This is a genomic window from Proteus hauseri (genome assembly GCF_040139125.1).
Classification (GTDB): Bacteria; Pseudomonadota; Gammaproteobacteria; order Enterobacterales; family Enterobacteriaceae; genus Proteus; species Proteus hauseri_B.
Genome location: NZ_JBEEUB010000003.1, coordinates 345,315 through 358,738 on the forward strand (window position 1 = coordinate 345,315; position 13,424 = coordinate 358,738).

A 13,424-nucleotide genomic window follows, 5' to 3' on the forward strand; every position below is an offset into this window, starting at 1 on the left:
CGTTGCGAAAAGACCTAGCAAATATTAGCCTTAATTTATCAGTAACTTGGAGACTTTAATAGATATTACTAGAGGTTTGTTTGGAGCGGGCGAAGGGAATCGAACCCTCGTATAGAGCTTGGGAAGCTCTCGTTCTGCCATTGAACTACGCCCGCAGTAGGATTTTCCGATTATACGCCCACAGATTTGAACAGCAATCCCTTGATAATTTAACTGCTTGTTTATTCACCTAAATAGATATAACTCATTATAATCAAAAATAAAAAAGCCACCTTACGGTGACTTTTAAACTATTTAATAACTCGATAATAATCAAGCTTGAGCTGGTTTTCCTGGGCGCATTGCCGGGAATAAAATAACATCACGAATAGTATGACTATTAGTAAATAGCATCACCATGCGATCGATACCAATACCTAAACCTGCTGTTGGTGGTAAACCATGTTCTAATGCCGTGATATAGTCATGGTCAAAGAACATTGCTTCTGCGTCACCGGCTTCTTTTTGACGTACTTGCTCTTCAAAACGTTCCGCTTGGTCTTGAGCATCGTTAAGCTCAGAGAAACCATTACCAATTTCACGACCACCAATAAAGAATTCAAAACGGTCAGTGATAAATGGATTGTCATCATTACGACGAGCCAAAGGTGAAACTTCAGCTGGGTATTCAATGATAAATGTTGGTTGAATTAAGTGGCTTTCAGCAACTTCTTCAAAAATCTCACACTGAATACGACCTAAACCCCAGCTTTTCTCAATTTTAATATCAAGTGATTGAGCAATAGCAACGGCTTTATCCATATCATCAAGATCCGCCATTACGGTTTCTGGACGATATTTGCAAATAGCTTCTTTCATGGTTAGTTTTGCAAATGGTTTCCCAAAATCAAACTCTTCATCACCATATTTTACTAAAGATGATCCTAATACATCACGTGTGATAGTACGGAATAACTCTTCAGTCAGCTCAATAAGGTCACGGTAATCCGCATATGCCATATAGAGTTCCATCATTGTGAACTCAGGGTTATGGCGTGGAGATACACCTTCGTTACGGAAGTTACGGTTGATTTCAAATACGCGATCAAAACCACCTACAACTAAACGTTTTAAATACAGTTCTGGCGCGATACGCAGATACATATCGATATCCAGCGCATTATGGTGAGTGATAAACGGACGTGCAGTTGCTCCACCAGGGATAGTTTGCATCATCGGAGTTTCAACTTCCATAAAGCCTTTATTCACCATAAATTGGCGAATTGCTGACATTACGTTAGAACGAATTTTAAAGGTCTTACGTGACTCTTCGTTAGCAATCAGATCTAAATAACGTTGACGATAACGCATTTCTTGATCTGACAAACCATGGAATTTGTCTGGTAAAGGACGCAGTGCTTTAGTCAGTAAACGTAACTCAGTACAATGAATACTTAGTTCACCTGTTTTCGTTTTGAAAACACGACCACGACCACCAAGAATATCGCCAAGATCCCATTTTTTAAACTGCTCGTTATAGATGCCTTCTGGCAGATCATCACGAGAGACATAAAGCTGAATACGGCCACCCATGTCTTGCAATGTTACGAAAGATGCCTTACCCATAATGCGGCGGGTCATCATACGACCTGCAATAGCCACTTCCACATTTGCTGCGGCTAACTCTTCTGTACTCATTGCATCATATTTTTGATGTAACTCGTCAGACATTGCATCTCTGCGGAAATCATTTGGGAATGCGTTACCGTTTTCACGTAAAACGGATAATTTTTCACGACGTGCTTGCAGTTCGTTATTTAAATCAGGTGCCTGCTCCGCACCTTGTTGCTGTTGCGACATGTTTTTCCTCACAGGCCCGCTTTTAAGCTAGCTTCAATAAATTTATCAAGATCACCATCTAATACAGCTTGTGTATTACGTGTTTCCACACCGGTGCGTAAGTCTTTAATACGCGAATCATCGAGGACATAAGAACGGATTTGGCTACCCCAGCCAATATCTGATTTATTATCTTCCATAACTTGCTTATCAGCATTTTTCTTTTGCATTTCCAGCTCATACAGCTTTGCTTTCATCTGCTTCATTGCCTGATCTTTATTCTTATGTTGAGAGCGATCATTTTGGCATTGAGTGACTAAACCTGTAGGAACGTGGGTAATACGTACCGCTGATTCTGTTTTATTGACGTGCTGACCACCAGCACCAGAAGCGCGATAAACGTCGATACGTAAATCTGCTGGGTTAATTTCAATATCAATATCGTCATCAACTTCAGGATAAATAAATGCAGAGCTAAATGAAGTATGGCGACGACCACCTGAGTCAAATGGGCTTTTACGCACAAGACGATGAACGCCAGTTTCTGTACGTAACCAACCATAAGCATACTCACCGATGATCTTAATAGTGGCTGATTTTAATCCAGCGACATCACCGTCTGATTCTTCAATAATCTCAGTTTTAAAACCTCTAGACTCAGCCCAACGTAAATACATACGCATTAGCATACTTGCCCAGTCTTGTGCTTCTGTACCACCAGAACCCGCTTGTAAATCTAAATAACAAGCTGCGCTATCATATTCACCAGAGAACATGCGGCGGAATTCTAATTGTTCTAGCTTTTGATTTAAACCATCTAATTCTGCTACAGCTTCATTGAAAGTTTCTTCATCGTCAGCTTCAACAGCGAGTTCAAGTAAGCCAGAAACGTCTTCTAGCCCTTGATCTAATTGATCAATTGTTTCTACGATCGCCTCAAGAGATGAACGCTCTTTACCTAATGCTTGCGCCCTTTCTGGCTCATTCCAAACATCGGGTTGTTCTAACTCTGCGTTAACTTCTTCTAAACGCTCTTTCTTGGCATCATAGTCAAAGATACCCCCTGAGGACGTGAGTTCGTTCTGACACTTCCTCGATTTGGTGTTTTACTGGATTGATTTCAAACATGCTTTTTCGTCTTTATGTTGTTTTTAAAAACAATTGGAATAAATTTTGAACCGCATATTGTAACGGATCTGTCAGTGGGATTATAGCATTTATATTCAATTGGCTATGGGATTGTCACAACCCGTTCCACACTGCTGTTTATGCCAGCAAATATTATTATTTTACTCATATTAACAAGGCCAAATATGTTCAACTAAAAGTTGAGCATTACGCTGACCTCTAAATTCATTAACATCTAATCGATAGGCAATTTCAACCATTTTAATACTGTTATCTGGCCATACATTTCTATCAATATTAAATGCAATAGCATCTATTAGCAGGTTGCTATTTAATGGCTGAAGTATCATTTTCAAGTGTTTCTCACCCACAATACGAGGCTTTAATAACTGAAATTTGCCATCAAATAACGGTTCGGGAAATGCTTGCCCCCAAGGACCCGCTTCTCGCAACATGTCAGCCGTTGGTAATGATAATTGGCTGTCTGTTAATTCACCGTCAGATAAAATAACACCTTGCAGTTGTTCATCAGAAACAAGCTCTGCCATCAACGACGAAAAATGCTGTTGAAAAAGCGTAAATTTATCTTCTTCAAGTGAGAGCCCTGCTGCCATGGCATGTCCACCAAATTTAACCATTAAGCCCGGATTTAAGGTATTTAGTCTTTCTAATGCATCTCGTAAATGCACACCATGAATAGAACGACCTGAGCCTTTTAATAAGCCATCACCACTTGGTGCAAAAGCAATAACAGGACGATGCAATTTTTCTTTAATACGAGAAGCCAAAATTCCAACCACACCTTGGTGCCATTCAGGATGGTAAATCGCTAACCCATTGGGTAAATCATGTTGAGTTCCCATAAATTGGCGAAATATTGTTGATGCTTCTTCTTGCATTCCTGCTTCTATTTCACGACGTGTTTGATTTAATCCATCAAGTTCATTGGCAATTTGACGAGCCGAACCAATATCATCGGTTAATAACAGCGCCACACCTACTGACATATCATCAAGGCGTCCTGCGGCGTTTAATCTAGGTCCCAAAGAGAAACCAAAATCACTACTAACAAGTTGAGATAACTCTTTACGAGAGACCTCTGTCAGCGCTTTAATACCCGCGCAACAATGTCCAGCTCTAACTCTGCGTAATCCTTCATAAACAAAAATACGGTTGTTTTCATCTAATGGCACGACATCCGCAACGGTTCCTAATGCCACTAAATCGAGAAAATCAGCCATATTAGGGCGTTTTAAGTTTTGCTGTTCAAACCATCCCTGTTTTTCAAGCTCTGCTCTTAGTGCACTCATCAAATAAAAAGTAACACCCACACCCGCTAATGATTTAGAAAGAAAAGAGCAGTTATCAAGATTGGGATTCACTATGGCATCAGCAGCAGGCAATGATTGACCGGGTAAATGGTGATCAGTAACCAGTACAGAAATACCATATTCATGAGCAACATCAACACCTTCAAAAGAGGAGATACCATTATCTACCGTGATAATCAGCTCTGCGCCTTTCTTCGCAACATCATGAACCACTTGCGGGCTTAATCCATAGCCATCATCAAAACGATTTGGAATATGATAACTAACTTGTTGATAGCCCATTTGACGCAATACTTTTATTGCCAATGCGGTACTGGTTGCGCCATCAGCATCGAAATCGCCAACAATTACAATGTTTAATTGCCGCTTTAGTGCATCAACCAATAATGCAATTGCCGTATCAATTCCCGTTAGTGATTGATAATGCAGTAAACCTTTTAAGCTTCTTTCTAGTTGCGAATCAGAAGTTATGCCTCGATTAGCATAAATTTGCCGTAATAGTGGATCTAAACTTTCAGGCAATTGTGTTGATTGCGCAGTACGACGGAGTAATTTGGGTTCAATAGTGACCATAACGCGTTATTACTTCTCTTGTTTATCAAGTAGTTCAATAAGATCTTTAGCAGAAATATATCCACCATAAATACTAGAATTTGGTAAAATAATTGCCGGTGTTCCTTGAATACCCATCATCGTACCTAATTTAAAATGCTCATTAATATTGATTTTTTTGCATTCATCAATGGATACAATAGCATCACCTTTAAATGCACTATCTAATGATTTTTTAGGAAAACCGCTACACCAAACCGCATTCATCTGTTTACTAATAGCATTATTGGTTACACCATTACGTGGAAAAGCTAAATAACGAACGGTAACACCTTGATTATTTAATTCAGGTACTTCTTGATGTAACTTTTGACAATAAGGGCAACTAATATCAGTAAATATTGTAATAACATGGCGCTCATTATGTGCTTTATAGACAATCATTTCATTTTTTAACGAATCAACTTTTTTCATAATTATCTGATTAGCAATACTAACAGGCTCACCATTACTAATATTATAAATAGGTCCAGCAGTTAAATACTTTCCATCATCAGTAATATAAAAAATACCTTTATCTGAAAGCACTGCATTTAATCCAACAATGGGTGTTGGTTGAATACTTTCAGCTTTGATTTGCATTTTTGCAAGTTGCTCTTCTATTGAATTGTTGTCTGCTAAAACAGGCATTGACACCATACTCAATAATATAGGCAACCATAGTATTTTCTTTTTCATTCTAATTCCTATTCTACGCCTACAAGTTAAGGCTAACCCCTTGGATGATGCTGCTGATGAAGCGTCTTTAAGCGCTCGGTAGCAACATGGGTATAAATCTGTGTTGTAGAGAGGTCACTGTGCCCCAATAACATCTGTACAACGCGCAAATCTGCGCCATGATTTAAAAGATGTGTCGCAAATGCGTGTCTTAATACATGAGGAGATAATTTCTCGCTATCTATTCCTGCAATCACTGCATAATGTTTTATACGATGCCAAAAGGTTTGTCGTGTCATTTTCTGCCCTCGTAAACTAGGAAAGACAATGTCATCTGTTTTTCCTTGCATCAATGCAGGTCTTCCATATTGCAGATATTGTTCTAGCCAGTAAATAGCTTCTTCACCTAAAGGAACTAAACGCTCTTTATCACCTTTACCAATAACACGTAATACACCTTGTCTTAAGCTAATATCGGGTAAAGATAATCCGACTAATTCAGAAACACGTAACCCACAGGCATAGAGGACTTCAAGCATTGCTTTATCACGTAGTTCAATGGGTTCTTCGGTACAGGGTGCGTTAAGTAAATCATCAATTTGTCGTTCACTTAAATCTTTTGGGAGTCGTTTAGGTAATTTAGGGGTTGATAACAGCGCGCTAGGATCATCTAAACGTAATTTTTCACGATAAAGATATTGAAATAATCGACGCATAGTACTGAGCAATCGCGCCGCACTACTGGCTTTATATCCTTCATCAAGTCGCACAGCGAGAAAAGCTTGTAAATCTAATGTAGTGACTGATAGCCAATCAAGCTGGTTTTTCTCTAACCACTGACCTAATGCTCGTAAATCTAAACGATAGGAACTTAAGGTGTTTTCAGATAATCCCTGCTCTAACCAAATATTATCTAAAAATTGCTCAATAATGAGATCAGTTTTGTCTTTTACGCTTAGTGTATGCGCTGTTGGTTGTTTTATGTCACTCACAGGCTTTCCCCTTATGTTGCTATGCAAGCCTTACATTATGCCTCATCAAAAAAATTTTCTGGTACAATAGTGACCTTTATTGGCAAAAATATCTTAAAACTTTCATGAAAATTGGTCTATTTTACGGTTCCAGCACCTGTTACACCGAAATGGTGGCAGAAAAAATTCGTGACATTCTCGGTGAGGAGTTTGTTGACCTCCATAATGTCCAAGAGTGTGATATTACACTTATGGAACAGTACGACATTCTTATTTTAGGCATTCCTACTTGGGATTTTGGTGAAATACAGGAAGATTGGCTAAATATTTGGGAAGTGCTGCCTACATTGAATTTAAAAGACAAGCTAGTCGCCATGTATGGTATGGGCGATCAGGTTGATTACAGTGAATGGTTTCTTGATGCACTGGGTATGCTTTATCATCATTTACTTCCAATTGGTGTTAAATTTATCGGTTTTTGGCCTGTTGATGGTTATGAGTTTGTTAGCCCTAAACCGCTATCAGATGATGGTAAATATTTTGTCGGTTTAGCGCTTGATGATGTAAACCAATTTGAAGAGACGGATGAACGTTTATCACAATGGTGTATGCAAATTTTGCGAGAAATCGAAGAAAATCTATAAAGATGACGATGTAAAAACAAGTACATCAACTACATCAACTACATATTGTCATCTTAACTGCCGATATAATTGCATAATTGACTACCTACAAATACCCAGTATGTCATTTTCTGGGTATGAGATGCTTAGGTATTAAATATCTGGATATTGCATTAATAGTTGTGAAAAATTTCGCCATTCACTTTCTGTCATGCTATCAAAAGCCACCCACAGAGTTATCTGTTTTTTATTTAAAATAGAGGTTAACGTTATTTTAGTACCAAAGCGACTTATCCATGGCTGCTTAGTTAATTGCCATTCATGAAGCTTCCACTGAATACGATTACCATTAAGTAAAACTAAATCACCCTTGATCTTACTGATGTTTTTTTGGGTAAAATACCAACTGGCTATCAGTAACAGTAACAAAGGAACCCAAATATAAATAAAATCAGCTGGCCATGGGTAAAGTAAAAGCGCTATTTCAAAAGCCACATAAATAGCTGTTGAAAATAGCTGTGTAAACCACGAGACCGTGAGATGCGATTTCCATAAAATCACGAGTTATATCAACTCCGTTTTAATAAATAATTTAATAACAAGTGTACTTTAAAATAATGATACACGCTTTATCATCAAACTGCTTTGTTAAGCTAAAAAATAATTGGCTAATAATTCTTTTTTTATTTTTAGCTATATTCTTACTATTTAATACTTAATCAAAAAACTACAAATAAACACAACTCAATTCATCGCTCATCGCTGTGATTAAAATAAGCATAACCTATCTATTTATGATAGAAAAAAAAAGAGAATAAAAAAGGGAATTGAATAGCATTTTCTAGAGTTAACACGCAGTTTCATGATAAGAAATAAGGTAATTTCATTGAAAATTATAGATCTATTGTTTCTGGTTATTATTTATCGCATCGCATATTTAACTTAAGATAGTTTATTTCAATGAGTTATTTTCCCTTGATTAACCATTAAAGATCTCTTGCAATCGATGAAAAAACGCCCTTATTCGTTTAATAATAAAGGCGTTATTTTATTATGCTGTTTTATAATCTATTTATTATCGATATTTATCAACAATATCAGACATTCTTACTTTATTACGCTCTTGAATTAACTTAACGATATAATAAAGTTTATCGTCTTCTGGACGACCATGGTTCATTAACCAGTTGAATAAATCAGGATCAGCGCACTCTAGTAAGCGAACAAACAGCGCTTTATCCTCATCAGATAGCGTATCATACTCGTTTTCGAAAAAAGGCATGATGGAGATGTCTAGTTCGCGCATTCCGCGACGGCATGCCCAGTTAATTCGTGCTTTGTTCTCTATATCGATAGTCATACTCTGCTCTTTGCATTGTTCAAATCAAGAAATACCACTATTTCTTCCTATCATTGATGATAGTCTTATCATGAAATTTTTAACATCAAAATGATCACAGTTTGACGGTTTAATCTCAATATCTTTTATCAGCAACCCTTTGAAGGTAAATAGTTTGTTCTTTATCGATATTATTTTTACGCTCTATAAATAATAATGGCTTGCATTGTCTTGTGACTCTTTTACCATAAACAACAATATCTGATTAATTAAATGGCTGGTGATGTCATGACTCAAAATTCTATTCAAGCTAAGCGCCCTCATGCAGCAATCAATCTTCCGTTAACTCTGATCTCCTTAGATGAATGGTCACTAATAACAGCAACAGGTGCTGATAGTGAAAAGTATCTACAAGGTCAATTAACGGCTGATATTGCAGCACTTGCAGCAACAGAACACACTTTAGCTGCACACTGTGAAGCAAAAGGGAAAATGTGGAGTACGCTGCGTTTTTTCCACCAGCAAGATGGTTTTGCTTATATTCTGCGTAAAAATGTCGCACAAAAACAACTCAGTGAATTGAAAAAATACGCAGTATTCTCAAAGGTTACCTTAGCCGAAAAAACAGATGCCGTATTATTAGGACTAGCCGGACAAGGTGCCGCCCAAGCTTTAGCCGAATATTTCCCTAATATTCCACGTAAAGCCAATGAGGTGATTAACCATGAAAACAGCTATATTCTTCAATTACCTTTGCCTACAGAGCGTTTTCTAATTGTCACTGATGAAGAAACGGCAAAAAATCTTGTTACCACGCTAAAAGCTGAAATAAGCGATAGTGAACAGTGGTTAGCATTAGACATTGAAGCAGGTTACCCCATTATTGATACGCCAAATATTGAGCAATTCTTACCTCAAGCAACCAATTTACAAGCTTTACCGAACAGCATCTGCTTTAAAAAAGGCTGTTATACAGGTCAAGAGATGGTATCTCGCGCAAAATTTAGAGGTGCTAATAAGCGTGCAATGTATCTGTTATCAGGTGGTGGCACTGAATTACCTGAAATTGGTGGCAGCGTTGAATGGCAACTTGGTGAAGATAAATGGCGTAAAACAGGTACTGTATTAAGTGCAGTACGTATGGCTGATAATACTATTCTCGCTGAAGTTGTCATGAATAATGATATGCCAGCAGATAGCGTATTTCGTATTCAAGGCGATAGTATCAGCAAGTTATCCATTAAATCACTGCCCTACTCTTTAGCAGAAGAGTAATCTTTATTCCAACCAAGAACGGATTTTTATGACTCAATTACCTCAGGGGGCTTTTGGCCCCTTCTCTGATACGATTAACTTTATTATTGAATTAGATAAGCTCAAACGTGTTTATCGTAAAAATAATGTATTAGATAACAGTCGTTCTGAAAATACCGCAGAGCATAGCTGGCACTTTGCCGTAGCGGCGATGAGCTTTCAACCTTATGCAGGTGATATTGATATTGGTCGTGCTATTCAGTTAGCATTAATTCACGATATTGTTGAAATAGATGCTGGTGATGTCATGGTTTATGACGTTGCCGCTCGTGAAGCAGTAAAAGAGCAAGAGCAGAAAGCAGCAAGACGTATTTTTTCTTTATTACCATCGCCTCAAAGTGACTACTTTTTGAATTTGTGGCTTGAATATGATGCGGCTGAAACACCAGAATCGCAGTTTGCTAATATTCTTGATCGCGCAATGCCAATGCTGATGAACTTGCATAACGAAGGTCAAAGCTGGGTAGAAAATAATATTCGCTTAGAGCAAGTATTAGAACGTAATCTATTTATTGAAAAGCAGTGGCCTGAGTTCTGGCAATATCTTTATCCGCAACTGTTAGCGGCAAAAGAAAAAGGCTGGCTGAAGTAAACATCGGCACTATTTATTATCAAGTATTATGTTTTATTAAAAAAATACCGATGGAGGATCCATCGGTATTTTATTTTAAGAATAAAACTAAATTATCGTTTATTCGTAATCACTAATTGGCGCACATGAACAGTGTAAATGGCGGTCGCCATAAACATCATCAAGGCGTTTTACCGCAGGCCAATATTTGCTATTTTTCGTCGCTTCAGTTGGGAATACCGCACATTCACGACTATAACTATGTGACCACTCTTGTACTAATTCATATTGTGTATGTGGCGCATTCACTAATGGGTTGTCATCAATCGACCAAACACCTTTATCAACTTGAGCAATTTCTGCACGAATTGAAAGCAGAGCCTCAATAAAGCGGTCGATTTCCACTTTGCTTTCAGACTCTGTTGGCTCAATCATTAATGTACCCGCTACAGGGAATGACATGGTTGGCGCATGGAAACCGTAGTCAATTAAACGCTTCGCCACATCCATTTCACTAATACCGTAATTCGCTTTTAATGGACGAATATCGATAATACATTCATGGGCAACATAGCCATCAGCACCGGCATAAAGAATGTCGTAATCTTTTTTCAGATTTTGTGCAATATAGTTCGCATTTAAGATTGCCACTTGGCTAGCTTGTCTCAGCCCCTCAGCGCCCATCATACGAATATACATCCAGCTAATAGGTAATATAGATGCACTACCAAATTGTGCTGCTGACACTGCACCTTGAGTAGTGACATGTTCCATTTCAACAACAGAGTGCCCTGGTACAAACGGTGCTAAGTGCGCTTTAACACCAATAGGTCCCATACCAGGACCACCACCACCATGAGGAATACAGAACGTTTTATGTAAGTTAAGGTGAGACACATCCGAACCAATAAAGCCCGGTGTTGTAATACCCACTTGCGCATTCATATTGGCGCCATCAAGGTAAACTTGCCCACCATATTGATGAATTATCTCACAAACTTCACGAATACCTTCTTCATAAACACCATGCGTTGAAGGATAAGTCACCATCACACAAGAGAGTTCAGCTTGGTGCTTTTCTGCTTTTGCTCTTAAATCAGCAATATCAATATTACCGTGATCATCACAACCCACAACGACAACGGTCATACCCGCCATATGTGCCGATGCAGGGTTAGTGCCATGAGCCGAACTTGGGATCAAACAAATATGGCGTGCGTTTTCGCCGCGGCTTTGGTGATAACGACGGATTGCCAATAAACCAGCATATTCACCTTGAGCACCTGAGTTTGGCTGCATACACATGGCATCGTAGCCTGTTAATGCGGCTAACCACGTTGAAAGCTGCTCTATCATTATCTGGTAGCCTTTAGCTTGATAAGGCGGGCAGAATGGATGAAGTTCTGTAAATTCAGGCCATGTAATGGGGATCATTTCAGCAGCAGCATTAAGCTTCATGGTACAAGAGCCTAATGGGATCATCGCTTGATTCAATGCTAAATCTTTATTTTCTAAACGATGCATATAACGCATCATTTCTGTTTCGCTGTGATAATTATGGAAATTCTCATGAGTTAACACAGTGTCAGTACGCAACATAGATGCAGGTATCGATGTTGATGATGCAGCGACTTGCGCATCTAAAGTATCAATATCAACGCCAAGCGCCTTACCACTAATAATTTTAACTAGTGCTAACACATCTTCACGGGTTGTTTTTTCGCTTAATGTCACACCAACAGCACCAACAATATCAGTGCGTAAGTTAATTTCAGCATCTTTAGCACGCTGTAATACAGCCGCTTTATCTGCGCATTCAATGGTTAAAGTATCAAACCAAGTTTGATGACGTAATGTCATGCCATTTTGTTTTAAACCCGCAGCCAAAACATCAGTCAATCGATGAATTCGCTGGGCAATTTTTTTCAACCCTTCAGGACCATGATAAACCGCATACATCGCTGCAATATTGGCGAGTAATACTTGTGATGTACAAATATTCGAGTTGGCTTTTTCACGACGAATATGTTGTTCACGGGTTTGCATTGCCATACGTAATGCACGATTACCAGCAGCATCACGGGAGACGCCAATAATGCGTCCCGGCATTGCGCGTTTATATTCATCACGACAAGCAAAAAATGCGGCGTGAGGTCCGCCATAGCCCATTGGCACACCAAAGCGCTGAGCTGAACCTAAAACAATATCAGCACCTTGATGTCCCGGTGCTGTTAATACCACCAGCGCCATTAGATCAGCAGCAACGCTAGTAATAATTTTACGGTTTTTTAATTCTGTTAGTAGTTTACTGTAATCATGCAACTCACCCGTTGTGCCAACTTGCTGCAATAGCACACCAAACACACCTTCAAGCTCTAATACTTTTTCGGCTTTATCAACAACGACTTCAAAACCAAAGGTATCTGCACGTGTTTTCACGACATCGAGTGTTTGTGGATGAATATCATCAGCAACAAAAAAACGCTCAGCATTTTTTAATTTACTGACGCGTTTTGCCATTGCCATTGCTTCTGCGGCGGCTGTTGCTTCATCAAGTAATGAAGCTGACGCTAAATCCATCCCTGTATAATCAATAGTGACTTGTTGGAAATTTAACAGCGATTCAAGGCGTCCTTGAGAAACTTCAGGTTGATAAGGCGTATAAGCGGTGTACCAACCCGGATTTTCTAATAAATTACGTAAAATCACCGGTGGAAGTACAGATGGTGCATACCCCATACCAATATAAGACGTGAAGCGTTTATTTTGGCTAGCGATGGCTTTTAATTCAGCTAACGCAACTTGTTCTGTCGCCCCCTCGCCAACATCAGGCAGAGTTGCTAATTGAATATTGTCAGGAACGATTTTTTTAGTTAATTCATTCAATGAAGAGACACCAACCGCACGGAGCATCTCTTTAATCTGTTCTGGGGATGAACCAATATGGCGACGAATAAATTCATCACGATATTCTAATTGATGTAAAGTCTGTGTCATTTCGAGTAATTTCCTGAATTTCACTGTGGGTTTATAAGCAGTTACGTGATTAACAACGGCTTA

11 protein-coding genes and 1 tRNA gene are annotated in these 13,424 nt (G+C 38.7%); 3 read left to right on the forward strand and 9 right to left on the reverse strand.

Features of this window, described 5'->3' with window-relative positions:
* Positions 1-81: 81 nt before the first annotated feature.
* From ABN099_RS07505 to xerD, 6 genes are all read right to left on the reverse strand, one after another.
* Positions 82-155, reverse strand: a tRNA-Gly gene (locus ABN099_RS07505).
* A 157-nt stretch (positions 156-312) separates the two neighbouring features.
* Positions 313-1,839: a lysine--tRNA ligase gene (gene lysS, locus ABN099_RS07510; RefSeq protein ID WP_349463019.1), complete on the reverse strand. Its 1,527-nt coding sequence runs from the start codon at positions 1,837-1,839 to the stop codon at positions 313-315.
* Between the two features lie 8 nt (positions 1,840-1,847).
* A protein-coding gene (gene prfB / locus ABN099_RS07515) for a peptide chain release factor 2 (RefSeq protein WP_349463020.1) occupies positions 1,848-2,946 on the reverse strand; the annotation gives its coding sequence in 2 pieces (ribosomal slippage) (positions 1,848-2,870 and positions 2,872-2,946; 1,098 coding nt in all).
* Positions 2,947-3,116: 170 nt separating this feature from the next.
* Positions 3,117-4,850 (reverse strand): single-stranded-DNA-specific exonuclease RecJ, encoded by a 1,734-nt coding sequence (recJ, locus tag ABN099_RS07520; RefSeq protein ID WP_349463021.1) that lies wholly within the window; start codon positions 4,848-4,850, stop codon positions 3,117-3,119.
* Positions 4,851-4,859: 9 nt separating this feature from the next.
* Positions 4,860-5,567 carry a bifunctional protein-disulfide isomerase/oxidoreductase DsbC gene (gene dsbC, locus ABN099_RS07525; RefSeq protein ID WP_349463022.1) on the reverse strand — a complete coding sequence of 236 codons (708 nt, stop codon included), beginning with the start codon at positions 5,565-5,567 and terminating at the stop codon, positions 4,860-4,862.
* A 32-nt stretch (positions 5,568-5,599) separates the two neighbouring features.
* On the reverse strand, positions 5,600-6,529 hold the full coding sequence (gene xerD, locus ABN099_RS07530) for a site-specific tyrosine recombinase XerD (protein WP_432807495.1): 930 nt from the start codon (positions 6,527-6,529) through the stop codon (positions 5,600-5,602).
* Positions 6,530-6,642: 113 nt separating this feature from the next.
* On the opposite strand from xerD, the gene fldB reads away from it, so the two are divergent.
* A complete protein-coding gene (gene fldB, locus ABN099_RS07535; RefSeq protein WP_349463024.1) occupies positions 6,643-7,161 on the forward strand; it encodes a flavodoxin FldB in 519 nt (172 codons plus the stop codon).
* A gap of 132 nt (positions 7,162-7,293) precedes the next feature.
* Here the strand turns inward: fldB and ABN099_RS07540 are convergent, their stop codons facing one another.
* Both ABN099_RS07540 and sdhE read right to left on the reverse strand, forming a co-directional pair.
* Positions 7,294-7,701, reverse strand: coding sequence for a protein YgfX (locus ABN099_RS07540; RefSeq protein WP_349463025.1), 408 nt, complete (start codon positions 7,699-7,701; stop codon positions 7,294-7,296).
* 514 nt (positions 7,702-8,215) lie between these two features.
* A complete protein-coding gene (sdhE, locus tag ABN099_RS07545) occupies positions 8,216-8,494 on the reverse strand; it encodes an FAD assembly factor SdhE (protein WP_349463128.1) in 279 nt (92 codons plus the stop codon).
* A gap of 273 nt (positions 8,495-8,767) precedes the next feature.
* On the opposite strand from sdhE, the gene ygfZ reads away from it, so the two are divergent.
* Positions 8,768-9,754, forward strand: coding sequence for a tRNA-modifying protein YgfZ (gene ygfZ / locus ABN099_RS07550; protein ID WP_349463026.1), 987 nt, complete (start codon positions 8,768-8,770; stop codon positions 9,752-9,754).
* Between the two features lie 28 nt (positions 9,755-9,782).
* Positions 9,783-10,385 carry an HD domain-containing protein gene (locus tag ABN099_RS07555; protein WP_349463027.1) on the forward strand — a complete coding sequence of 201 codons (603 nt, stop codon included), beginning with the start codon at positions 9,783-9,785 and terminating at the stop codon, positions 10,383-10,385.
* A gap of 99 nt (positions 10,386-10,484) precedes the next feature.
* Here the strand turns inward: ABN099_RS07555 and gcvP are convergent, their stop codons facing one another.
* The gene (gene gcvP, locus ABN099_RS07560) at positions 10,485-13,361 is read right to left on the reverse strand and encodes an aminomethyl-transferring glycine dehydrogenase (protein WP_349463028.1); all 2,877 of its coding nucleotides are present in this window, start codon (positions 13,359-13,361) and stop codon (positions 10,485-10,487) included.
* Positions 13,362-13,424: the final 63 nt, after the last annotated feature.